This is a genomic window from Paenibacillus sp. FSL R7-0198 (assembly GCF_038000415.1).
In the GTDB taxonomy this organism is placed as follows: domain Bacteria; phylum Bacillota; class Bacilli; order Paenibacillales; family Paenibacillaceae; genus Paenibacillus.
This window is the reverse complement of sequence record NZ_JBBOCB010000001.1, coordinates 3470572-3494323: the sequence shown is the minus strand read 5'-3', so window position 1 is coordinate 3494323 and position 23752 is coordinate 3470572. Positions and strand designations below refer to the sequence as shown.

Annotated in this window: 20 protein-coding genes; 12 read left to right on the top strand and 8 right to left on the bottom strand. The window is 45.1% G+C overall.

Annotated elements, in window-relative coordinates:
* The first annotated feature begins 58 nt into the window (after window positions 1-58).
* Genes MKY87_RS15060 through MKY87_RS15050 form a run of 3 tightly spaced genes read left to right on the top strand, consistent with a single transcriptional unit; the run spans window position 59 to window position 2006 of the window.
* On the top strand, window positions 59-439 hold the full coding sequence (locus MKY87_RS15060) for a GntR family transcriptional regulator (RefSeq protein WP_036611682.1): 381 nt from the start codon (window positions 59-61) through the stop codon (window positions 437-439).
* Window positions 436-1311, top strand: coding sequence for an ABC transporter ATP-binding protein (locus MKY87_RS15055; protein ID WP_340965269.1), 876 nt, complete (start codon window positions 436-438; stop codon window positions 1309-1311). Before MKY87_RS15060 ends, MKY87_RS15055 begins: the two co-directional genes overlap by 4 nt.
* Complete coding sequence (locus tag MKY87_RS15050; protein ID WP_091035496.1) at window positions 1308-2006, top strand: hypothetical protein; 699 nt, start codon at window positions 1308-1310, stop codon at window positions 2004-2006. Before MKY87_RS15055 ends, MKY87_RS15050 begins: the two co-directional genes overlap by 4 nt.
* A gap of 163 nt (window positions 2007-2169) precedes the next feature.
* Here MKY87_RS15050 and MKY87_RS15045 read toward each other — a convergent pair whose 3' ends face one another.
* The 3 genes from MKY87_RS15045 to MKY87_RS15035 all read right to left on the bottom strand — a co-directional run bounded on the left by MKY87_RS15045 (window position 2170) and on the right by MKY87_RS15035 (window position 4643).
* Window positions 2170-2688 carry a hypothetical protein gene (locus MKY87_RS15045; protein ID WP_339787741.1) on the bottom strand — a complete coding sequence of 173 codons (519 nt, stop codon included), beginning with the start codon at window positions 2686-2688 and terminating at the stop codon, window positions 2170-2172.
* A gap of 50 nt (window positions 2689-2738) precedes the next feature.
* On the bottom strand, window positions 2739-3512 hold the full coding sequence (locus MKY87_RS15040) for an isocitrate lyase/PEP mutase family protein (RefSeq protein ID WP_338589412.1): 774 nt from the start codon (window positions 3510-3512) through the stop codon (window positions 2739-2741).
* A gap of 78 nt (window positions 3513-3590) precedes the next feature.
* Entirely contained in the window at window positions 3591-4643 is a 1053-nt protein-coding gene (locus tag MKY87_RS15035; RefSeq protein WP_074092792.1) for a bifunctional transcriptional activator/DNA repair enzyme AdaA, read from the bottom strand.
* A gap of 306 nt (window positions 4644-4949) precedes the next feature.
* Here MKY87_RS15035 and MKY87_RS15030 point away from each other — a divergent pair, with 306 nt between their 5' ends.
* Together MKY87_RS15030 and MKY87_RS15025 are read left to right on the top strand one after the other, a co-directional pair.
* Window positions 4950-5327 (top strand): LysM peptidoglycan-binding domain-containing protein, encoded by a 378-nt coding sequence (locus MKY87_RS15030; RefSeq protein WP_339787748.1) that lies wholly within the window; start codon window positions 4950-4952, stop codon window positions 5325-5327.
* A 177-nt stretch (window positions 5328-5504) separates the two neighbouring features.
* Window positions 5505-6083 (top strand): hypothetical protein, encoded by a 579-nt coding sequence (locus MKY87_RS15025; protein WP_338589406.1) that lies wholly within the window; start codon window positions 5505-5507, stop codon window positions 6081-6083.
* Window positions 6084-6435: 352 nt separating this feature from the next.
* Here the strand turns inward: MKY87_RS15025 and MKY87_RS15020 are convergent, their stop codons facing one another.
* Window positions 6436-7353, bottom strand: coding sequence for a phosphatidate cytidylyltransferase (locus tag MKY87_RS15020; protein WP_076213755.1), 918 nt, complete (start codon window positions 7351-7353; stop codon window positions 6436-6438).
* Between the two features lie 96 nt (window positions 7354-7449).
* Here MKY87_RS15020 and MKY87_RS15015 point away from each other — a divergent pair, with 96 nt between their 5' ends.
* Window positions 7450-8004 carry a hypothetical protein gene (locus MKY87_RS15015; protein ID WP_340965268.1) on the top strand — a complete coding sequence of 185 codons (555 nt, stop codon included), beginning with the start codon at window positions 7450-7452 and terminating at the stop codon, window positions 8002-8004.
* Between the two features lie 90 nt (window positions 8005-8094).
* Here MKY87_RS15015 and MKY87_RS15010 read toward each other — a convergent pair whose 3' ends face one another.
* On the bottom strand, window positions 8095-8556 hold the full coding sequence (locus MKY87_RS15010) for a VOC family protein (RefSeq protein WP_340965266.1): 462 nt from the start codon (window positions 8554-8556) through the stop codon (window positions 8095-8097).
* 161 nt (window positions 8557-8717) lie between these two features.
* Between MKY87_RS15010 and MKY87_RS15005 the strand changes: the two genes are divergently transcribed.
* The 3 genes from MKY87_RS15005 (at window position 8718) to MKY87_RS14995 (ending at window position 12158) form a co-directional block, all read left to right on the top strand.
* Window positions 8718-9152 (top strand): Lrp/AsnC family transcriptional regulator, encoded by a 435-nt coding sequence (locus tag MKY87_RS15005; protein ID WP_340965265.1) that lies wholly within the window; start codon window positions 8718-8720, stop codon window positions 9150-9152.
* 521 nt (window positions 9153-9673) lie between these two features.
* Window positions 9674-10969, top strand: a complete 1296-nt coding sequence (locus MKY87_RS15000) for a GntP family permease (protein WP_340965264.1) — start codon at window positions 9674-9676, stop codon at window positions 10967-10969.
* 22 nt (window positions 10970-10991) lie between these two features.
* Window positions 10992-12158, top strand: coding sequence for a glycerate kinase (locus MKY87_RS14995; protein ID WP_340965262.1), 1167 nt, complete (start codon window positions 10992-10994; stop codon window positions 12156-12158).
* Window positions 12159-12294: 136 nt separating this feature from the next.
* Here the strand turns inward: MKY87_RS14995 and MKY87_RS14990 are convergent, their stop codons facing one another.
* Window positions 12295-13341 (bottom strand): CdaR family transcriptional regulator, encoded by a 1047-nt coding sequence (locus tag MKY87_RS14990; protein ID WP_340965261.1) that lies wholly within the window; start codon window positions 13339-13341, stop codon window positions 12295-12297.
* Window positions 13342-13485: 144 nt separating this feature from the next.
* Entirely contained in the window at window positions 13486-13839 is a 354-nt protein-coding gene (locus MKY87_RS14985; protein WP_133386322.1) for a winged helix-turn-helix transcriptional regulator, read from the bottom strand.
* Window positions 13840-14079: 240 nt separating this feature from the next.
* Between MKY87_RS14985 and MKY87_RS14980 the strand changes: the two genes are divergently transcribed.
* The 3 genes from MKY87_RS14980 to MKY87_RS14970 all read left to right on the top strand — a co-directional run bounded on the left by MKY87_RS14980 (window position 14080) and on the right by MKY87_RS14970 (window position 22777).
* Window positions 14080-14823 (top strand): SDR family oxidoreductase, encoded by a 744-nt coding sequence (locus MKY87_RS14980; protein ID WP_340965259.1) that lies wholly within the window; start codon window positions 14080-14082, stop codon window positions 14821-14823.
* Window positions 14824-15050: 227 nt separating this feature from the next.
* Window positions 15051-19085 carry an S-layer homology domain-containing protein gene (locus MKY87_RS14975; RefSeq protein ID WP_340965257.1) on the top strand — a complete coding sequence of 1345 codons (4035 nt, stop codon included), beginning with the start codon at window positions 15051-15053 and terminating at the stop codon, window positions 19083-19085.
* 377 nt (window positions 19086-19462) lie between these two features.
* Entirely contained in the window at window positions 19463-22777 is a 3315-nt protein-coding gene (locus tag MKY87_RS14970; protein ID WP_340965255.1) for an S-layer homology domain-containing protein, read from the top strand.
* Window positions 22778-23020: 243 nt separating this feature from the next.
* Here the strand turns inward: MKY87_RS14970 and MKY87_RS14965 are convergent, their stop codons facing one another.
* The gene (locus tag MKY87_RS14965; RefSeq protein WP_340965254.1) at window positions 23021-23593 is read right to left on the bottom strand and encodes a GbsR/MarR family transcriptional regulator; all 573 of its coding nucleotides are present in this window, start codon (window positions 23591-23593) and stop codon (window positions 23021-23023) included.
* Between the last annotated feature and the right edge of the window lie 159 nt (window positions 23594-23752).

The window sequence follows — 23752 nt, the reverse complement described above, 5'->3', positions numbered from 1 at the left end:
TTACATGAGTAACTAACCGACTAACTGACTAATGAATACGTATGAAAGTTGGAAGCACATGAAATCGACTTTGGATGAATCTCAGCCTATTTTTCATCAGATTGCCACGATGATTATGGACGATATTGTGGAGGGGAGACTGAAGGTGGAAGAACAGGTTCCCTCAACCAATGAACTGTCACGCTTCTACAATATCAATCCGGCTACAGCCCGCAAAGGACTGCAGGAACTCGTGGACAAGGGGATTATATACAAACAGCGAGGTGTTGGAATGTTTGTTGCAAAGGGAGCAAGAGAAGCATTGCTCGTTGAACGGAAGCAAGATTTTTATGAAGAATACATCAAGCCTTTACTTGAAGAAGCCAGACGGATACACATGAATGAGGACATGATCATTGATCTGATTCGCGGCAAGAAGGATAAGGAGAGTGAGTTATGATTCATATGGAGCAGGTCAACTATAGCTACCAGAAGACGCCCGTTCTGAATCAGGTTACGCTACATGAGAGTGAGCCAATCATTAGTGCAATCTGGGGAAGAAATGGAGCGGGTAAAACAACCATGATGAGTTTACTGGCAGGTCATAACCGCCCCGACAGTGGAGCCGTTCAGATCATGGGTCAAGACCCCTATAATAATCTGACTGCCCAAGAGCATCTGTGCTACATCCAGGAGAATCATCCCCTGGGGAAAAACTGGACGGTTAGTGACATGGTTCAAATGGGGCAATATTTTCATCCGCATTGGAATCAGGATTTGGCAGAACGTTTAATCAATGTGTTCGAACTACCGGAGAAGAAGAAGATCATTAAATTTTCGAAAGGCATGAAGACTGCCACCCAGATTATATTGGGTCTTGCCAGTAATGCAAAGATAACCATTCTGGATGAACCCACCAATGGGCTCGATGCTGAGAAGCGTAAATTCTTCTACAATGCGTTACTGGAAAGTTATGAAGATAACCCGCGTCTGATTCTGATATCCAGCCACCATATTGAGGAGATTCAGCCCTTATGTGAGTCCCTTATCGTTTTGCAAGCCGGAGAGGTTTTGTTAAATCAACCAATGGAAGAGATACGCGAAAAAGGAGTTCTTCTAACAGGGGGAATTGACGATATCAACCGAGTTACAGCAGGTGTTAAAGTTATAGAGTCTTCCCAGATGGGATCGACTGTAAAAGTGATGATTGATGAGCCCTACTCGAAAATGTGGAAGGATATCGCTCATTCGCAGGGTCTTTCCATTGAGAAAGCGACATTACAAGATTATTTGGTTAACAGGACCCGTAATCAAGAGGGGGTTAAACCATGAACGCAGTAAAAGGTACGAACCGACTGATTCGCGATGATATGCGTTTGTATCTGGGCATATTTTCATCCATCGCTCTAATGCTCGCCGTTGTATATTTGGCCATTGGCTTCATATTTGATGTCTCGTATGCTACGCAACTGTTTGGTCCCATGTACGGAGGGATATGTACGTTTGCAATCGGGGGAATTATTACACTGTTTCCGGTTGCGATTGGAATGGGCAGTACACGAATTCAATTCATGAAATCCTTCTATATGAATTCGGTATGGATGGTTGCGGGCACCATGATCATTCTGCATGTGGCGTACTTCCTCATACACCTGCTTCAGGAAAAAGGAATTGTTGACGTAACCCTTTATCAACCGGGCATGTTGTATTCAAGCAAATATCATTTCTTATCTTACCTTTGGATCGATTTGATGTGTGGCTTTCTCGTACTGGGAATCTCTGTCTTCCCAACGGTTTGTTGGATGCGATTGGGGTTGCGTAACTTCTTCATTATGTTCTTTGGGGTAGGCTTGGTCATTACGCTGATCATTACATTGGGCGATCTTGGTGAGTTTACGTTGTGGATTGCTAGGATCAATCGCATGACATTGTTCACCGTTCTGGGATGTATTGGTGGTGCGCTACTTCTGTCTACGTACCCGATGATGAAGAATGCGCCGCTTACCATGAAATCCAAAAAAGACTGACAGGAAACAGTTATAAAGGAACTGGGCAAGGAATCTAAGGGAAACTTCCTGTAACCAGAAAAACACGAGTGCGAACACGCCTCGTGTTTTTTGTATCATCCTAAATCTCTGAATATACCTATTCGGCAATCTTTGTGCGCAATTCAAAATGAAGGTGTATCCCTTAAGCCTGAGCCTGCGGTTTGAATCCTTCGTCTTTGAGGTACTCGCCGGCTTCGCTACGCGTTTCAAAAGCCATATCCAGATTAACACCGGAATACACATACCACATGTCATCTTCGTATTTTAAAGTCAGCGTATGTCCATCTTCATCGACCCATGTTCCGCCACCCGTAGAGGTTGTAGACAAGGCAGGAGCAACAGCTTTTACTTGTTCTGGCTCTTCGAATTCAACTGCGTTGGGATTGTGAGACATCGCTTGGATCGTTTCATCTAACAAGGTGCGCAGATCTGCTTCGGAGTAATCACGAATATTGACGAATCCTTTAGCATCGGTCTCATAGTTGGGCAGTAACCCTGCATAGATATAACCGTTACCGTTAGGGTGAATATGGAGAGCAACAATTTTTTTATCATACGCACTATCCTCGTAGTGGAAATTAACACGACCGAGAGAAACATCTTTGCGTTGCAGTTGGGGATACGATTGTAGCACTTCAAGCTTTTGTTCCACGTTAAGCATAATTGCCTCCTGTAAATGTTCAATAGAGGTGATTATAACATGCCCTCCAGTTAATTTCCCGATAAAATACTTCTCCCCAGTTCTTTCAGATGTTCCATAGCTTGCAGATAAGGATATGGTCCATAGCTTACGCGAGCTACACCGAGTGCAGCAAGTTGTTTTGGTGAAGGTTCAGGAGACGTAACCATGACGTTAATTGGCAGCGGTGAACGCTCACACAATTCCTGAATCAGTTGGTGATCCTGCAAACCGGGTACAAACAGACCACTGGCTCCTGCATCTGCATAATGGCTCGAACGTATAAGTACTTCCTCCAGGAGGGAGTGGTTATGGTGTTCAGGTGCATGTTGCAGAAAAATATCTGTGCGGGCGTTAATGAACAACGGTATGCCTGCCTGCTCCGCAGCTTCCCGGGCGGCGGACAGTCTCGGGCATTGCTCCTCCACAGAGTACAATCCCAAGCCAGTGGGAAGTTGATCTTCCATGTTGATTCCTACAGCACCATGATCGATGACTTGCAGGATATTTTGCTTCACTTCTGACACAGACCTCCCATACCCTCCCTCTATATCGATCGTTACAGGCAGATCCACGCTCGCTGTAATCCGTGCGAGATTGGCAAGCACCAGATGGAATGGCATGGCTTCCCCATCTTGCTCACCATGGGCCGCAGCAACGGACCAGCTTCCGGTTGCGATGGCCGTTGCTCCAGCTGATTGAATGGCTTGCGCACTTCCGGCATCCCACACATTGACCAGAACAAGTGGTTTTCCTTTCACATGGTATTGTTGGAACAACGTTGCTTTTTCTTCTAAGGTACTCATATTATGTTGACTCTCCTTTGTTATATACATGCATTCCTCTGGACATTTGATGCGTACTTCATTACTTCATTCTGTTTTTCAGCTACCCTGTTTTTGTTTCTCGTGAGTCAAAAGCCAGTTTTTGCGAGTTAATCCCCCGCCGTATCCGCCCAGCTCCCCACTGGCATTGATTACACGGTGACATGGAATCACAATTGCAAGCTGATTGGCCCCATTTGCCTGTGCCACAGCTCGGCAAGCAGTCGGTTTTCCCAGTGCATTTGCAATCTCTTGATATGACCTCGTTTCACCAGCCGGAATGGCCAGCAACTCGTCCCACACACGCTTTTGGAATGGTGTTCCTAAACAGAACAACGGTGTGTCGAATGCTGTCCGAATACCTTGAAAGTACTCGTTTAGTTCACGCTCAATGGACTGGATGGGAGCTGTAGTGCCGGGTACAATCGCTGATTTGGTTCGTTTGCGCAGACGCTCAACTTCGCGCTCCAGACCTCTGCGGTCCACAAATTCCAGTAAATATAGCGACTCCTCATCTGCAATGGCCATCATCGGGCCAAGGCGGGTGTCAATCCAGGACGCTTTTAGGATATGTCCTTCATCGACTTGCGTAGGGGCGGCACCCATGATCCGTGAAAAGGCATCGCGGAAGCCGCTGCTTGATTCATATCCGGTAGATAATTGGCTATCAATCACGGTGCGGCCGGAGCGAATATTTTTCAGGGCAAGTCCCATGCGGCGAGCGCGAGCATATTCGACAAAGGTCATGCCGAACCGCTTCTTGAACTGTCGGCGCGCCGTGGATTCATCGATGGAGAGTTCCTTGAAATCCTGTCCTTTCCAGCGTTTCTCCGGATTGTTCTCCACAGCTTCCACTAATATGCGAACGACATCGGATACTTGGTTGGGGTGAGAAAGCGGGCGACAGCGCTGGCAAGGGCGATAAGAGGCCAGAAGTGCCTGCTGAGCCGTCTCATAGAATTCACAGTTTTCGAATTTTGGCTTTCGCGCAGGGCATGTGGGACGACAGAACACACCTGTGGTTCGGACTCCAACATAGAATAAACCCTCGTATTCCGAATCTTTGGCCACAAGCGCCTCGTAATATTGTTCCTTCAGATCAGCAGAAATCATGGGGGCACGTCCTTACTCATTAGAATCTTTATCTATAACCTATTATAGAAAAACGTTGCAGCAAGCATCGCCGAAAATCAGGCATGAATATTGGATAGATTAAATTGGCTATCACATTGAAATTCGGTTGTTCAGAATTTGTTTAGAGTGAACTGGTAGTATAGACCTATCAGCGTAGGGTGACTTAGGCAAAGATACCTATATAGTGAAAAAAAGTAATTATTGATCATTCATTGTTATAGGAAAAATACATAGGTAAACATGAAATTAAAGATTAGCGGAACGAAAGTTTGGAGGTCGACTAGAATGAAATATTCCACGTACAAAAGTATTTATGAATCCGCTTATACCAAAACGTCCGAGTCCCGCACCATGAATGTTAAAGATCAATTCATGCAGCGTGTGAAGACGCCAACCTGGCTAGTGAAGATCGTCACCATAACTCTAATTATAATCATAGGGTGTAGTGCTGTATTCACTGCATTTGCCGGGAATGAGCAATTGTTGTCGGGGGACCAGATCGTTGTATCTCAGGGAGATACACTGTGGGGCATTTCATTGGCACATAAACCTCAGCAGATGGACACTCGTGTGTATGTAGAAGCAATCAAGAAAGTGAACAAAATCGAGCATAACGCCATTCAGATTGGACAAGTGTTGGTCTTGCCTGGGTTTGATCGATAAAATAAACGGTGCATGACGTCATGAACAGAGTTCTTTTTTTATTCATCGAGGTGCAGTTACATACTGAATTTATTAATCATTTACATATAATGGAGCTTCATGTGGGACGATATGGTGTAGTGATTAGTAAGTGGTGTGTTGGATATACGTGCTGAAGATGAATGAAGGGAGAAGTAGATGATGAAAATAAATATAAAGAAATCTGCACTTTGCATGTCTGTGCTCTGTATTTCGCTATTAGTTAGTGCCTGTGGCGCCAAGAATAATAATGAATCGGTTCAGGAGCACGCCTATCCGCAATCGAAGCAACCCGTAGAGGAAGCTGGAGAAAACTCTGTTCCGAATGCGGATGCGAAGAATAACAATGACAAAGGCAGTGCCAGTGGTGATGAGGGCAAGCCTACGGCTCAATCGGAATCCACTGAACCGTCTGAGCAGATTGATATCGTCATTGACCAGTCGGAGAAACCGAGCGAGGGTAACAGCTTTGATTTTGGAATTAAACAGGTTCCGAAGGGGTATACACTAACGGAGATGCGATGGACGTCTAACACGGTGACGATTGTGAATTCGCTACAGGAAGCCATTGAACATGGTGGAAATGGAGAAGATGGCTTTTACTTTAGCGGCAATGGACAGTTCTCAGGCTTTATCTATTCGGATGAGATGAAGGGCGAGCGGGGCAAAGCGACATTTGTCTTCACCAATGATGAGGGGAACGAAATCATGTCCGAGAAAGAAATTACGTTGAAGTAGCAGGCATATCATGAAGGCTCCGTCAGGAGTCTGTTGAACAGAAAAAGCAGCCACTGGGGCTGCTTTTTTTGACATACATAATTACAAGCTCGCCGATCTATCTGTTGCTACATCTATATAGATTGAACTGAAGATTTACACGAGAACGTAGAGGACAGAAATAACCAGAAGAAGCGGAGCTAAAAGCTTTCTAAAGGAAAGCTGCTTCGGAAGCATAAACTTCGCCTTTATACCCTGATTTTCATCTTTATAAAATTAATTAAAAAATCGGGGGATAACAGCGATCTGAAGGTTGTTCTGTCATCGGAGTGGCAAGTGTAAAAATTACTGTTTAGTTCAATTTATATAGTTGCTACATAAAGTCAAAGAAATAGCGGACTACGTGGAACATAACCGGCGAGGTATAGGTCAGGCTGTCGACCCGGCTCAGGTAGCTTTTTTTGAGTGAATCGAACTTGTTGTCATCTCCAATTAACAGATCGCGCTTCAGTACAGACACCGTCAGACTGCCGAAGAATCCGGCCAAACTGATCAACACCCCGATGAACAGCGAGAATTTCCAATCAAATGGCGTCAGGTAGGGATGGATGAAATAAGACGTAGCTGTCGTTACAATAAACGCACACGCAAACCCTTCCCAGGTGACAAATGGATTGGCGGTAGGCACCACTTTTCGTTTGCCCAGATAGAGAGAGACCAGATAATGCACCACATCGTTCAGTTGTGTTAACACGACCAGGAACAACACGAGCTTGGACCCATACTCCGGTGTGGCGAACGGGAAATAGGCCAGGTGGCTCAGCCCAAAGACCATCAGCATCAGTCCCCATTGTGTAGAGCTGACACTGCGCAGGAACCCGACCGTACCTTTGTTAATCAGGCGAGGCAAGGGAAGCACCAGGAACACATATAGTGGAATAAACACGATAAACATGCCATACCATCCAATGTAGATCCAGTAGAACTGAACCGGAATCGCCAGATACGCCCATAGGAACAGCCTGCGGTCGGCTTTGCGTGTACTGCGAATCATGGAGAAGTATTCTTTGAGTGAGAAGAATGCAAGCACCATAAGGGAGATGAGGGACACGATGGGGTTAAAAAGGGTGGCGAGGCAGAAGATCACAAACATACCCCACCAGGTTTTGATTTTTTGGCCGATGCCTGAATAGTCTTTGCTTGGCTGAAGCTTTGCAATAATTTTGTACACGATATGTATCACAAGTAAAGCTGTGAAGATTAACGTTAGTGTAAAGAGTGAACTGCTCACGTACCGATCACCTGCTTATTCAAAGTAAGATTCCATTATAGGGTACCTATGTTATTATGAAGGAATAGTGCCAACTTGATAAGGGGAAATTTTGCTATGACAGATGAACGCTCCATCTATATCTTGCTTACGAATACAGGAACGTTGTTTACCAAGGTTATTCAGAGCTATACCCGAGCGCCATATAATCACGCATCGATCTCATTTGACCGGGAGTTAACCGAGCTGTACAGCTTCGGCCGCAAGCATCCGAGCAATCCACTGAATGGCGGGTTTGTGAAGGAAGATATTCAGACAGGTACATACAGCAAGTATCCTAATACGACATGTGTCATATACGAGCTTCAGGTGACGGATCGTGAAGTGGAAAAGATGAAACGTGTGCTGCACATCTTCATCCGCAGCCGTCAGAAATATATGTACAATCTGCTCGGCGTGCTTGGCATTACGCTCAAGGAACCGGTGGAGTTCAGCAACTCCTACTTCTGCTCCCAATTTGTAGCCGAGATTCTACAGCGTTCGGGAATCAAATTGTGGAATAAGCTGCCGGCGCTGGTGACACCGGATGATTTTCGCCAGAGTGAACGATTGCAACTGGTTTATGAAGGAAAGCTACGCGAGTATACGCTGGGGAATGCAGAGCAAGAGTAGGGTAGTGCGTATGCTGATGCTTGCCAAGCAAATCCAATCATGAAATAGCCTGCTGCCACGGATGACGAGGCAACAGGCTGTTTGTGTACTTCATATGGATGATGGTAAGGATCGGTCGAAATTAACCTCTTCGAGGAATTCGATCACTTCACCATTGGGGCTGTGGACGAGCGCATTTTTAACCCGAAGTGCAGGTTCGCCAAGCGATATCCAATCCGGTTCAACGTAGGCCTTGGCTCCATGGGCGAGCGCTCGCTCATAGATATCTTCTACATCATGCACGTAAAAGGCGAAATGTAACAGTGCGCCGTGCCGGACATCTTCAGGCGAGGTGGCAGGTTCACCCTCGGCGGGAATGACGGCTTTTGGGTCAAATACCTCAATACAGGTGCGCTGATCCGGAGAGATCAGCATACATGCCTCGGTAATGTGGAAGGAAGGCAAACTCCAGGAGTGACCGACCTTGAATCCCAATACTTTTGTATAAAACGCCAGAGTATCTTTATAATTTCGGGCCTGAATTGCCACATGTGCAAGTCCAATAACACTCACATTACATCGCTCCTTCTTCAGATTGTAGTTTAAATTATAGGGCTGATATCGCATTGGAACCATACAATATCAAAGGATATAATGAGATGAAATCTAACTATTTTTAGCTAATTTATCAGGATAACCTTATTAAATAAGGTCATGACTCGGAGGTCTTACAAATGGAACACATGATAGATGAGATCGATCAGCAGATTATGCGTTTGCTGCAACATCATGCACGTATCCCCGTTGCACAGATAAGCAAAGAAATTAACATGTCCCAACCTTCGGTTAAGGAAAGAATCCTGAAACTGGAGGAAAGAGGTGTGATAACGGGATATTCAACCATCTATAATCTGGCCCGGTTAAACCGTGGAACCACAACGTTTATTTTGCTCAAAACAGAGCATTGCGACGAGTTGGTCCAGTTCTGTGAACAGGCCATCGAAGTCACGGATGTCTATCGGATTAGCGGTGAATATAACTATCTGATCAAGGCACAGACGGCGTCCATTGAAGAACTTGCCGAGTTCCAGGATTCACTGGTGAAGCTGGGACCCTCCAAATCCCATATCAGCATGAAAAATATTATGGAAAACCGTGTTCTCCTCTAGGTTGTATCTTCAAGGTCAGGCAAGCTATACAAGTGTGGATGTTAGTATCCCAAAAGTCTTGAACCCAAGCCGAGCTGATCCCGCGAATGAGTGAACGATTTTCTAAGGAACACAGGACGTCTTATTTGGCCTCTTGGCCCTCTTTTGAAAATGTAAGGAACATTAGACACGTTATTTCCCGCAATCCCTTGATAAAAACGCTGCAAACGGCTATTTATTCAGGTATAACGTGTCTCAGGTTCTTTAGACTTCTGAGGACGCTTCTAACCGCATAATAAGACGTCTCAGATTCTTTAGCGCTCGGTTTCACCCTTTGCTCCAATAGTGAGTGAGAGGAAGGATTTGAATCCCGTTCGCTTGGGTTTCAGCTTTGAAAACGTACTCTAGGGTGTTAATGAGAACAATCCGTCCTTCGTGTTGTGCAAATGCACAATGAATTTCGTCCTTTCATCAATATTTATTCTCCCCTCCAGCAACTATAATGAAAGCGTGTTCAACGAGTGCATGGGGGGAAATTGACAATGGAACCATTAACAATTAGCTGGATCGGCGCGCTGGCAGGACTGGCTATTGCCATCATTTTGATTTTGAGAAAGCTGAATCCGGTCTATTCTTTATTTCTGGGTGCAATTGTAGGCGCTTTAATTGGCGGCGCTAACCTGGAAGAGACCGTAAATATACTGGTAGACGGCACACAAAGTGTCATGGGAACCGTACTTCGTGTGCTGGCTGCCGGGGTGCTTGCGGGTGTGATGATGGAATCGGGAGCAGCAGAGACGATAGCGCAGGCGATTGTACGGAAATTTGGCGGAAGTAAAGCCATTCTGGCGCTAGCACTGGCCACGATGATCATCACCGCCGTTGGGGTGTTTATCCCCGTAGCCGTGTTGATCGTTGCACCGATTGCATTGTCTGTAGGTAATAAAATGGGCATATCCAAATTGGCATTGCTGCTGGCCTTATCCGGTGGAGGCAAGGCGGGAAACATTATCTCCCCGAATCCCAATACCATTGCAGCAGCGCGAGGGTTCGATCTGGATCTGAGCAATGTCATGCTGGCAGGCGTAATTCCAGCGATCTGCGGCTTGATTGTAACTGTAATTGTAGCTTCAATGCTTAAGAACAAAGGGGTTATGGTTTCTGATCAGGAAGCCGAACAGGGCAATGTAGATACATCGAAGTATCCACCACTTGGCAAAGCCATTGTTGCCCCGTTGGTTGCGATCATTTTGTTGATGATCAATCCAATTGGCTCTATTGCGGGCATTGAAGCATTGTCTACTTTTAAAGTGGATGCGATGTACATTCTGCCGATTGCAGGCATCATCGGTATGCTGGCGATGGGGCAAGGCAGAAATATCGTAAAATACTCCACCGCAGGATTAAACAAAATGACCGCAACTGTGCTCATTCTGGTAGGTGCAGGCGGAATAGCAGGGCTCATCTCTGCTTCAGATCTGTCAGGTCAGGTGGTGGGTCTGATTGAAGCCTCTGGAATATCCGGTACCTTCCTAGCACCAATCGCGGGTATTTTGATGGCGGCAGCAACGGCTTCAACATCGACAGGGGTTATCTTGGCAACAGGTTCCTTTGGTGATGCCATTCTGAACATGGGTACGGCACCGCTTGCAGCGGCAGTTATGGTGCACACGGGTGCGACTGTTATTGATTCCCTGCCACAGGGCAATTACTTCCACGTGTCGGCTGACAGCATGAAGATGACGATTCGTCAGCGGATGGGCGTGATTCCATATGAGGCAATTGTGGGTGGCACGATGGCTATCGTAGCGACGTTACTGTACGGATTTATCCTTTAATCTAACGGATGGAGTGAGAGAGATGAGAGAAACTGTAGGGACTAGAGAGAAGACATTTGTTCTGGCACCGGATTCGTTTAAAGAAAGCATGACAGCGAAAGAAGTATGTATCGCGATGGAAAAAGGTTTGCGTAAAATATATCCAACGGCAGGTTATATTCATGTACCCATGGCGGATGGTGGGGAAGGCACGGTACAGTCCCTTGTGGATGCTTCGGGCGGTTCCCTTCACCAGCAAGAGGTGAGCGGACCATTAGGTCAGACAGTGACTGCCCAGTATGGCATTTTGGGTGACGGAACAACGGCGGCCATCGAGATGGCATCGGCCAGTGGCATACATCTGGTAACCAAAGAAACCCGAGATCCGCTACGGACGACAACCTATGGAACAGGAGAGTTGATTCGAGCGTGTCTGGACCTCGGCATACGCAAAATCATCATCGGCATTGGTGGCAGTGCGACTAATGATGGTGGTGCAGGCATGGCTGAAGCACTTGGTGTGAAGTTTATGGATGCAGAGGGTCAGCCGCTTGCGCGTGGTGGTGGGGCTTTGGATCAACTGGCCCAGATTGATGTATCCGGTCTGGATGAGCGTTTGCAGGAAGTGGAGTTCATTGTCGCCTGTGATGTGACCAATCCGCTCTGTGGGGGGCATGGTGCATCAAGGGTGTTTGGTCCACAAAAAGGGGCCACCCCAGAGATAGTTGAGCAGCTGGATGCGAACCTGTCCCATTATGCAGATGTCGTAAAGCAGCAGCTGCACAAAGACATCCGTGATATACCCGGTGCCGGAGCGGCTGGCGGACTGGGTGCGGGACTCTTGATTTTTACACAGGCGGTACTGCGTAAAGGAATTGAAATCGTCATTGAATATACAGGATTGCGTGAAAAGTTACATGCTGCGGATGTGGTATTTACGGGGGAGGGCGGAATTGACTTCCAAACGAAATTTGGCAAGACTCCCTATGGCGTTGCTCAGGCAGCCAAGGAAGCGGGTAAACCTGTAATTGCCATTGCAGGCTATATAGGCGAAGGAGTCGACACCCTGTACGCGGAAGGCATTGATGCCATATTTGGCATTGTGCCTGGGGCAGCAGATCTGGAGCGACTATTGCGAGAAGGCCCGGAAAATGTGGAGCGTACAACCGAGAATATTGCCAGGGTGCTGAGACTGGGTCTATTAACTTAGGCTAGTGAAGATCGGGATCTTACGTGGAGTTACGTGGTCGTATTGCAATGCGATGTGAAAAAGATGGGATACGGATATGCCTGATTCCAGGTAGTCTGTTTCTCGTCTTTTGTTTTTTTCGAAGAAAGCTCTGACGCTATTGGTAGAACGCGAGTAGTCCATGTGTAAGTTCAATGAGTTCCAGCAAATTACGGGGATCTTTGCCCGTAAGGGTCTGTATGCGTTTGAGCCGATATTGAAGGGTATTGCGGTGAATATTGAGATGGTCTGCTGTCGTGGTCATACTGCCGTTATGTTGGATAAAACTGCGGAGTGTATCCAGCAGGTCAATTGTATCCTCAAGTTTGCTGATGATATTGGCATGAGGTGTTAGATCAGCCGCGCTGAATCGTACCAGAAAGGGTACATCCTCATACCGAATGATCGGCGAGTCTGGTTGAAGTGCCACCATAATGTTCATCACGGACCGGGCCTGTTCGTAACTGGTGGCGATATTCGCTTCTTTTTGGCTGACGGCGATGAATGCTGTGGGTGTGATCTGTCTCAAACGCTGGATTATCCGATCAACGTCTGCTTCATTCTGGATCAGAATAATCTGATCATCACCATCACCTTCAATAGAGAATGAAGGGACTTGGAGCAATATGCGGTTAACCTCCGTCTCAGCGGCCAAGGAGTTTTTGGGGAGACGGACATATAGAAGAATGGTTGGCAATTGCAGATCAATACGGTATTGCAGGGCTTCCTTTTTGACCTTTTGTGAGTATGAACCCGGCTGATTGAGCAGTCGTTCGATAAAGGCTTTTTTACGTGAAGCTTCATGAGCCATACTTTCCATTTGATTACGCTGTTCGATTAAGAGAGATACGGTAGTACGCACGATGTTGCAGAAAGGCCGAACTTCATCCGGATGACCGGATATGCCAATGACTCCGACATGCTGCTGATTGATTAGAATCGGTTCGTTGGTGCCCATCTTCTCAAGTATGCCATCCTGCCAAACCTCGATCATGCTTCCTGTTGTTAATGCGCGGACAGCGCCCTGATGAACTGTGCCCACACGTTCCTTCTGACCACTTCCAATAATAATGCCATGCTCATTCATGATGTTGATGTTGTATGGAATGTCTTGCATCATTTTATCTACGATATCCTGTGCCTGTTTTTCCGAAAGCTGCAACAACGAAGCTCCTCCCCTTCCATCTCATCGTGCTAAATGCGCATCTTCTCTGATGATGATTCCGCCCGATACCATATTGTGCATCTGAACGAAATTATAGAGGAATGGTAAGGCTTACACAAGCACGACAGTTCGAATTGAAGGTGTTCATGTATCCATAGTGGTACCTTGTGTACTGTTCAAATAGTTCAGATGTGCTTTGCCCCAACCACACATGCCGTCCAATAACGCACCAATGGTCTGACCGTGTTCGGACAGGCTGTATTCCACCTTCGGTGGAACATCCCCATAGAGCGTACGCACAATAATTCGATCCTGCTCCAGCTCGCGTAGTTGTTTCGTTAACGTGCCTTGGGCTACATCAGGAATCATGCGTCGTAGTTCACCAAATCGTTTCGTACCTTCCTTTAATAAAATAAACAAGATAAGGGGTTTCCACTTCCCATTAATGGTCTCCAGCGTTGTTAATACTCCCTGTAACCTGGGTTCTTGTAAATCCATAGTAATCACCTCGTTTTATACGACAATATGTATCTCCATCATATCGGATTTTCACGATCTCTGCTTGATTGACTCTGTGAAAAGAGGGGGGGAACCGTCGTAATCCCGTCCCAATAGTACGAATATTCATACTAGGTACGATGTAAATGCGTACTATTCAACGTTCTTCATTTCATGAATAATGAACACAACGTGAGCGCACATGCACTTATATAACCGGAGATGAGAGGATGATCATAGATGAATCAGTATACATTGGCGAATAAACGGGTCGTTATTATCGGGGGAAGCTCGGGCATCGGACTGGCTACGGCAATTCAGGCAGCTGCCGCAGGTGCGCATGTGATAATTGCGGGAAGATCGGCGTCCAAACTGGAGGAAGCAAAGGAAGAGATTACGAAGGCTGTGGGCAAAGGGGTGGCTGGAGAAACGGTGGTGGAAGTTCATGTATTGGACAATCAGGATGAGCAACAGCTCGAAGCATTTTTTGCCCGAATCGGCAGGTTCGATCATCTCTTCACGCCAGGAGCAGCCTACACTAGAGGTCCACTGACTTCGGATCGGGAAACGGCAGAGAGTTGTTTTAAAGGAAAATTCTGGCCTCAATACTTTGCGGCTAAATACGCTGCACCGTCTCTTTCGACTTCCGGCTCGATCACGTTAATGTCTGGTGGATTCAGCCAGCGACCACTGGATGGGGGTGCTTCCTACGCTGCATGTAACGGCGCAATTGAGAGTCTGGGTAAGGCACTTGCAGTGGAATTGGCACCGGTTCGTGTGAATGTTGTATCCCCTGGAACCATCTGGCGGGAGGGTCAAGAAGGGACGCCGCGTGGTGATCATTTTAAAGATTACGAGAAGCTGTCTCTGCTCAAGCGGGTTGGCTACAATGAAGAAATTGCACATACCGTTACGTATCTGATGACCAATACGTTTACGACCGGCAGCACATTGTATGTGGATGGCGGGTATACCTTGATTTAAGAGCTGGAGTTATATAGGTCCAAAAGAATATTTTTTAAAATAAAATGATGAAATATGACGAAAAAAGTTGAGATTTATCCTATTTTTGTACTACAGGGTGGATCTTTTTACATTTACTTACTCTTTTTGTTTAGATTCTGTTTATTGCATTGCAATACAATAGGCCTTACGTATCAGAGGGAATGAATTTATATGTAAAAAATCATGAGACAGGGAGGATCAAGTACATGAATTACAGAAAGCTGATAAGCTGCCTTTTAATTGCGGTTTTGTTATTACAGGTGGTTAGCGTGGGTGGGGTTGCAAGTGCTGACCCGGTTACTCCGTTGGATCAACTTAATATGGAGAGAGACATGTATGTTGAGTCGGATGAGGGTACGACGATGAGCAATGTTCAAAATTTACTTGAACAACAAGATTTAATCACACTACCTGAAGATTATGAAGCATTGAACGATAATCAAAAATATGAAATTGCCAGAGGCATGGTCTTGTTGCTTCCGCTGGAGTTTCCATATGAGAACAACAATCAGGCCAATTACGTATTTAATTTGGTTTACCATCTTATCACACTTCCTAAGCAGACTGAGTCGAGCGTATTGCAGTACAACATCACTATGGTTTATAGCCTGCTGGCAGAATGGTCCACTTATTTCCCGAATGTTGGAAAATCTGATTGGACACAAGCTGGCAATGATTATATGAGTTTAATGGGTGCAGACTTATCAATGTTTACGAGTAATCTTATGTTCTTTAATATTATTTTCATGAATTCTAGCGATCCTACGCATTTTAATAGTCAGTTGGAATTTATGGTTACTAAGATATCCGAATCCGAATATAAAGAACTGAATGGAGCACTTGACCTTTCCAGCATGGAAGCATCATTGGATATTCTTTATGGTATGTATGACTTCATTCAAATGAATGTCATTTTTAATCCAAACCCTAACATCCAGCCTTTTGTTTTTGATATGGAGAAGATGTCGACCATCCAGAACGATACAACCAAAAAATCCGAACTGGCTCAATGGATGATTGATCATAAGCCGCAAAACGGTTATGAAACAGTATCCCAGGTTCAAACTGCGTTTGATGCTTTTTTCAATGGGGAAACACCGCTGACCAAATATAACGAACTGTTGAAAGAAGCGGATCGGGGTAACAGCAACGATTTTATTCAAGATATGATTGCATTACTGCGCGATGAACAATTCATCACTGAGCCTGATTTCAAGATGCTTTCTGTCAAAGATCAGGAGGAAATCGCAATATACTTATTGGATATAGATCCACCAACAAATGCTGGATATGAGAAAAAAGAAGATGTTGAATTTTTGGTGCAAGTAGCCTTGAAGGCACTTGAAGTCACACGCGAAATTGATGGACCAAACGCAATAGCTGCACTTGATGAGTTTTATAACAAGCAAGCAGAACGAGTAAATCATTTCAAAGAGCCCGATCCAGAAGGGGAATACTACCGACTTATTAATACTTACCTCACATCCTCCGAAATGGACAAATGGATGACTAAGTATCGATATGCAATTAGGCTAAAAGGGAAAGAGTCCATCTCCCGAGTTATCAAATTCACGGACACTGCTGTTGAAAGAACACCTTATCTTAACCAGGCATTAACGGAAGCAGAAGCGTTGGTGTCTTTGAAGCATCTTCGATCTATTCAGAAAGATGTTGAGGAATATAACTCCGTCTACACAGAAACTCCACTTGGAAGTTTCCCTTTGGATGTTAGCAAATTGGATAATCTCACTTCCGAAGAGCAAGAACAATTGGCAGACCATATGCTTAGTGAAAGACCACTTGGTGGATATGCAAGTTTTGAAGCAATTCAGACTGCATTTAATAAATTTTTCCCTGATGATAACGAAAGCGATCCATTGACTGTCTTAAATACTGCAAAGAGCAACAGTAATATCGAAGCAATGCGAATGACTATGGAAGATCCAGAGCTGGGTATCACTCTTCCTAACGGATACGGTGCCTTGTCTTTGCAGGTTAGAGATTTCATTGCGGGATTCTTGATTGAATATGTAAATAAAGATTACAAAAATAAAGAACAGGTCCAATATATGATTGAACTTGGTGTATTGGCACAATCTGTTTGGGAGCAGAGGGAACTCAATGTTCTTAGGAATAAGCTGGATCTGCTCGCTCAGCAACTAGTAAATGGACCTAATCACTTTAATGACCAACAGACCTATGTGCTACGCAGCCTTGGACAACAACATTTGGAACGTAGCAAAGTAGATAAAGGTGTACTGGCATTCAATTACTTGCATCAAGTAGCCTTTGAAAGGTTAGAAGGAGAGTCTAAAGGGGATATTGTTAATCCTGATATTGTGCTGGACCTCTTATCTATGCCTATCGATTCATTTGAGCAAGCTACCTCTATACCGCGAATGGATCAATGGCTTGATAAAGCAATGAAAGATCAGATTAAAGGTGAAGCGTTCTTCAGCAAATACAAATTTAATCTTAGAGGTGCTCTTGATTTAACCAAAAGGGCAGAACTGAGTCCTGAAGGCCAGAAGGAATTGGCTGAATGGGTCCTAAATGAACAAGACAGCTACGAAGATGTCGAAAATCTACAATATGTATTTAACCGATTCTTTACGGCTCCTAATGTGAAGGGGAATGACATCAATAACACCCTAACGGGTTTGGACAACACGATGGAGATTTCCTTCGACAATAAGTTGCACTGGATTGATGTTGCCTTCATTCAAAAAATGGACCTTAGCGGCAACAAAACGGTATGGGTTCGTTACAAAGCAATCAGCGATGAATTGCCAGGCCGCGCCGTGAAGTTTGTCTTTACACAGAATGGTGATAGCAGCACAGATAATGGCAATACTCCAATGCCTAACCCGGGTGGTAGCACAGGTGGAGGTTCGTCCACAACTACACCAGTAACCTCTACACCTGCTCCAACAACGAAACAAGAGCAGATCGTGGTTGACGTTAATGGAACAAACGGTACCAACCTGACCAAAACGCCAATCACACGTACAACCGAAACCAACGGCATGATCAAAGATTTGGTGAAAATGACCCAAGCGATTGCCAAGGAATCGGTGGAAAAAGCGAAACAATTAAACATGAACACCGCACGTATTGTCATTCCAGATACCAAAGATGCCGTGTCCGAGACACGTATCGAACTGCCTAAGGCAGCAGTGAAAGAACTGAATGATGGTTCACTCAAGCTGGAGATTTCCACTGAAAATGTAGTGATTTCCGTTCCGACGAATTCCATCGCCGGATTCGATCAAGACTTGTACTTCCGTGTGGTTCCACTGAAAAAGGAATCCGAGCGTAAGGAAGTCGAAGAACGTGCGAAGAAAGAGCAGTTGATTCAACAGATTGCTCCGAATGCGAATGTACGCGTACTGGCTCGTCCAGTAGAGATCGAGACAAATATGCAGAGCCGCGAAGTGACGTTGACATTGCCACTGCGTGATAGTCTGCCCACCGATCCCGCTGCTCGTCAGCAAGCATTGGACAACCTGGCGATCTACATCGAACACAGTGACGGCACAAAAGAATTAATTCAAGGCAAACTTGTGCAACTCGCGGATAACAGCGAAGGCATCGAATTTACCGTAACCAAATTCAGTACGTTCACCCTCGTTGTTGTGGATGGACTGAAAGCTTCGCAAGGTACACACCAACCGTATATCCAAGGTTTTGGTGCAGATTTCCGTCCAGATGCATTCGTAACACGTGCACAGATGGCAGCTATGCTGGCTCGCAATCTTCCAACTGAAGCGGCAGCAGGTTCCACGAATAGCGTGAGTTACAAGGATGTATCTGCGACACATTGGGCAACAAATGAAATTCAAAAAGCTCAATCCGCTGGCATTATGAACGGCATGAGCAACACTCAATTTGCACCGGAAGGTTCGATTACCCGTGCACAGATGGCAACGATTGCTCATCGCTGGATGCAGCAACAAGCGAGTGCAACAACCGTAAATGGTCCAGCAGTTTCCTTCACAGACGTATCCGCAGACCAATGGGCAGCAGAAGCCATTGCATACGTGCAATCCGCTGGCCTGATGGTTGGTTACAACGATGGTGCATTCAAACCAGACAGCAAGCTGACACGTGCTGAAGCGGTGAAAGTGTTGAACGTGCTGTTCAACCGCACACCACTAACTGGCGAAGTTACGCCAACGTTCAGTGATGTACCAGCAACACACTGGGCATATGCAGATATCGAAGCTGCTGCGCAGAAATAATATCTATGCAAGGTTAAGAGGCTAAAAGCTCGTAGTTTTTAGTTCCGAGCAAGCTAATATGGTAGAACAAAGAAGGCCACCACAAAATAGGTGGTCTTCTTTTGTTCTACTGAAATTCAGAGAAGTATATGCTAATGTTGTTTGAATCTCGCGTTATGCATTTATAGGTCTAAAATAGTATATCTCAAAATAAAATGTTGAATAATGACGAAAAAAATGAAATTTCCCACAAATTTTATATCTATAAGTGGTACTAATACCTTTTATTTGCTCCATTGTTCAGAATCCGTTCAGAGTTATGTACTACAATATGCCTATGTTATCAATGATGAATATACACAATCTATTCATGTTCAACACATCTGAGGAGGATAAAAATGGGCAAGATCCGCAAATCATTTAGTTTGTTAATCGTTTCACTCATGTTGACGCAAGGAGCAGTAGCGAGTTATGTAAGTGCTGGACCAGATCCTAATAATACGAATTCATCCAGCAACACATCATCCAATTCCAATGATTCAAGCAACAATAGCAATACAAATAATAATAACTCATCAACTTCAACAACAGAGCAGACACCACTGGAACAGTTGAATGGGGCCATTTCTACTAGAAATCCAGAGGGGGTATTGTCTGTATTAAACGACACGGATTTGCTTACACGATCGGAGCAGTTTAGAGATCTTACAGGTCGCGACCAAATGACAGTCGTTGCTACATTGATTCAGGTGAATCCTCCATCCGAACAGTACAATGAGGTTCAGGTTCAATTCATTGTGGATGCCAGTATTAAGGCAATAGAGGCATATAGAGAAGTTGATGTACGGGACATGATGCCTAAGTTGGAATTGTTCTATAACCAAATTGTTCAAGGCAATGGTCTATTCTCACAAGAGTATTTTGAAAAATTTAAGCTTTCCGCCCAGGGTTACTTGATTGCTTCCGATATGGATCAGTATCTGATGGCTTATGCAGCTAAGCTAAGCACGGCACTTGCAGGCGATGAAGTTGGAGTGGGTTATCTTCTTACGGTTCCCGCAATGTTTCCTTCACTGAATAAGGCAGAGACTGCTAATGATATGGAGCAGATCCTTGATATGTTTTATTCTGTTCAGAAACAATCGCAGCAATACAATGCAAGTGAACCAACAATAGCAGTCGAGAAATTCCCCCTTCAACTGGAAAAATTAAGTGATTTGTTAAACGATTCAGAAGAAGAATCATTAGCACAGTGGATGTTGGATCAAAGACCGAATGGGGGATATGCGAGTTTTGTTGCAATCCAAGAAGCATTCGATCGCTTCTTTAATCCCAACATTCTTACGCCGCTTGCTGAGGTAAATGCAGCAAGATTGGGCAAAGATGCGGAGGCAATGCGTCAGGCGATAGAAAACCCTGCTTTGGGGATTCATTTGCCGGATGAATATGCAGCTTTGACCCCTGAGGTTAAAGAGTATGTTGCCGAATTCATGTTCAAAAATATTAAGAAGGATTATGAGGATGAGAAACAAGTTCAGTATATGATTGAACTGGCTATACAGATTCAGTCGATCTGGGAAGAGAAGGATTTAAGTTTTCTTCAGTTTAAGCTGGACGCTTTCGCCGTAAAACTGGTGGATGGACCACGTTACTTTGAAGACCAAGAGACAGGCCTACTCCGCTTTATCGGTCAACAACATTTGGAACGTAGTAAAGTAAATAAACCTGTATTTGCGCTAAAATATATGCATCTACTGGCAGCTGGAAAGAGCTCGGGTGAGTTTGCAGGAAACATCGCAACTCCTAATTTTGTACTGGCTCTGTTAAATACGCCGTTCAAGCCTTTGGAAGATGCTAAAACGATAGAGCAGATGGACCAGTGGCTTAATGAGACCATGCTGGATCAATTCAATAGCAAAAATTTCTTGAGTCAATATGAGTATAACCTATTAGGTGCTCTTGATTTATCCAAAAGAGAAGAGCTTAGTTCAGAGGGGAAAAAGGAACTTGCAGAATGGTTGCTTAATGAAGAGGATCAATACGAGAATGTTCATCAACTTCAATACGTATTCAACCGATTCTTTACGGCTCCTAATGTGAAGGGTAACGATATTACCAACGCAATAACGGGCTTGGATGCCACGATGGAGATTTCCTTCAATGGTGGAGAGAACTGGCTAGATGTTGCACTCATTCAGCGTCTTGACTTTAGTGGAAATAAAACAGTTCTGGTTCGTCATAAAGCGATTAGTGATGAACTGCCAGGACGCGCAGTAAAGATTGTCTTTACACAGAACGGTGACAGCAACACTGATAACGGTAATGGCTCAACACCTAACCCGGGTGGAAACACAGGTGGTGGATCGTCCACGACTACACCAGTAACGTCTACACCTGCACCAACAACGAAACAAGAGCAGATCGTGGTTGACGTTAATGGAGCGAACGGCACGAACCTAACCAAGACACCGATTACCCGTACCACGGAAACGAATGGCATCATTAAAGATTTGGTGAAAATGACCGAAGCAATTGCCAAGGAATCGGTGGAAAAAGCGAAGCTATTGAACATGAACACTGCACGCATTGTTATTCCAGACACCAAAGATTCTGTGTCCGAGACACGTATTGAACTGCCTAAGGCAGCCGTGAAAGAATTGAATGATGGTTCGCTGAAACTCGAAATTTCCACTGAAAATGCAGTGATTTCCGTTCCGACGAATTCCATCGCCGGATTCGATCAAGACTTGTACTTCCGCGTTGTACCTTTGAAAAAGGAATCCGAACGCAAAGAAGTGGAAGAACGTGCGAAGAAAGAGCAATTGATTCAACAAGTTGCTCCGAATACGAATGTTCGCGTATTGGCTCGTCCGGTAGAGATTGACACGAATATGCAGAGCCGTGAAGTGACGTTGACTTTGCCACTGCGTGACAGTCTGCCAACTGATCCGGCTGCTCGTCAGCAGGTATTGGACAACTTGGCAATTTATATCGAACACAGTGACGGCACAAAAGAATTGATTCAAGGCAAATTGGTGAAACTCGCGGATAACAGCGAAGGTATCGAATTTACCGTAACCAAATTCAGTACGTTCACCCTCGTTGTTGTGGATGGACTGAAAGCTTCGCAAGGTACACACCAACCGTATATCCAAGGTTTTGGTGCAGATTTCCGACCAGATGCGTTCGTAACACGTGCTCAAATGGCGGCAATGCTGGCTCGCAATCTTCCAACTGAAGCGTCAGCAGGTTCCACGAATAGCGTCAGTTACAAGGATGTATCTGCGACACACTGGGCAACAAGTGAGATTCAAAAAGCACAATCCGCTGGTATCATGAACGGCATGAGCAACACTCAATTTGCACCGGAAGGTTCGATCACCCGTGCACAGATGGCGACGATTGCTCATCGCTGGATGCAGCAACAAGCGAGTGCAACAACCGTAAATGGTCCAGCAGTTTCCTTCACAGACGTATCCGCAGACCAATGGGCAGCAGAAGCCATTGCATACGTGCAATCCGCTGGCCTGATGGTTGGTTACAACGATGGTACATTCAAACCAGACAGCAAGCTGACACGTGCTGAAGCGGTGAAAGTGTTGAATGTATTGTTCAACCGGACACCACTCACTGGCGCAGCTACGCCAACGTTCAGTGATGTAACAGCATCACACTGGGCATATGCAGATATCGAAGCTGCAGCGCAAAAGTAATATTTATAAAAGAAAAAAGGGGTCATTAACGCAGTAGCATATGGAAAAGAGAACCCCTAATGACGGATAGGATATGACAATACAATAGATAGAATAAAAAAAAGAGCTGTTCCAAAAAGCCATACATTGGCTAGGAACAGCTCCTTTTTGCGCTTTAGTGTGACTCAACAATGGTACGTCAGATCGTCTAGGTTCGTTAGCGCCCCTGGGTCACCTACTAGTTATTCTGTTTACGCAGTTGTACTACTCTTTGTTGAGTGCGTGTGCAGCATTCTTGTAAAATTTCCCGTCTCGCAATTGATTCACGAACCCTTGTAACCAGACGTAATATTGCTCTGCGTGTTGGAGTTTGTGCAGATCACGGAGTGCATCATCTCGATCTTCAGAAGAGGTATGCTCCGAAAGAATCATTGCCGACAAGTCAGGAATGACCTCACGAATGCCTTCTAACATGACATCTACTTCCCGTTGGAGCTTGGCCCCAAAGAAATTCTGGAATGTACGATAGAAGTCGGTCTCTGCCAGATACTGATCCTGGCGGTCCTTCTTCTCCTCCAGTTTGTAGATCATCTGTGACTCTGTAAGTGAACGAACCGCATAGCTCATGTTGCTTTTGCTCATATTCATCGAGGTCTTCATCTCTTCAAGTGTCATCGGTCGATCTTCAAAATACATGATGCCGTATAATTTGCCAAATGTATGATTCACCCCATACAGATCCATCGTATTGGCGATGGCCTCAATGACTCTCTCCCTCAGCGCATGCCGATCAGGTAACGAAGAATGATTCGGGTTCCTGGCGGTTTCTTTTCCCACGTTGTCACCTCTGGTTTATGATAGCGTTCCCACTAGCTGCCTCATATTTTACATGACTTGCTCCAATTTTAACATAAGCCGGAATTAGAATTTTCAATACGAGTGTACAATCAATTTTGTACAGAAGAAATATAAAGTCGATTATACTCAAAAATTCCC

Bases quoted from the DNA above. Each gene is read 5' to 3' on its own strand.
- MKY87_RS15060 (WP_036611682.1), top strand. From the start codon at position 59: ATGAAATCGACTTTGGATGAATCTCAGCCTATTTTTCATCAGATTGCC.
- MKY87_RS15055 (WP_340965269.1), top strand. From the start codon at position 436: ATGATTCATATGGAGCAGGTCAACTATAGCTACCAGAAGACGCCCGTT.
- MKY87_RS15050 (WP_091035496.1), top strand. From the start codon at position 1,308: ATGAACGCAGTAAAAGGTACGAACCGACTGATTCGCGATGATATGCGT.
- MKY87_RS15045 (WP_339787741.1), bottom strand. From the start codon at position 2,688: ATGCTTAACGTGGAACAAAAGCTTGAAGTGCTACAATCGTATCCCCAA.
- MKY87_RS15040 (WP_338589412.1), bottom strand. From the start codon at position 3,512: ATGAGTACCTTAGAAGAAAAAGCAACGTTGTTCCAACAATACCATGTG.
- MKY87_RS15035 (WP_074092792.1), bottom strand. From the start codon at position 4,643: ATGATTTCTGCTGATCTGAAGGAACAATATTACGAGGCGCTTGTGGCC.
- MKY87_RS15030 (WP_339787748.1), top strand. From the start codon at position 4,950: ATGAAATATTCCACGTACAAAAGTATTTATGAATCCGCTTATACCAAA.
- MKY87_RS15025 (WP_338589406.1), top strand. From the start codon at position 5,505: ATGATGAAAATAAATATAAAGAAATCTGCACTTTGCATGTCTGTGCTC.
- MKY87_RS15015 (WP_340965268.1), top strand. From the start codon at position 7,450: ATGACAGATGAACGCTCCATCTATATCTTGCTTACGAATACAGGAACG.
- MKY87_RS15005 (WP_340965265.1), top strand. From the start codon at position 8,718: ATGGAACACATGATAGATGAGATCGATCAGCAGATTATGCGTTTGCTG.
- MKY87_RS15000 (WP_340965264.1), top strand. From the start codon at position 9,674: ATGGAACCATTAACAATTAGCTGGATCGGCGCGCTGGCAGGACTGGCT.
- MKY87_RS14995 (WP_340965262.1), top strand. From the start codon at position 10,992: ATGAGAGAAACTGTAGGGACTAGAGAGAAGACATTTGTTCTGGCACCG.
- MKY87_RS14985 (WP_133386322.1), bottom strand. From the start codon at position 13,839: ATGGATTTACAAGAACCCAGGTTACAGGGAGTATTAACAACGCTGGAG.
- MKY87_RS14980 (WP_340965259.1), top strand. From the start codon at position 14,080: ATGAATCAGTATACATTGGCGAATAAACGGGTCGTTATTATCGGGGGA.
- MKY87_RS14975 (WP_340965257.1), top strand. From the start codon at position 15,051: ATGAATTACAGAAAGCTGATAAGCTGCCTTTTAATTGCGGTTTTGTTA.
- MKY87_RS14970 (WP_340965255.1), top strand. From the start codon at position 19,463: ATGGGCAAGATCCGCAAATCATTTAGTTTGTTAATCGTTTCACTCATG.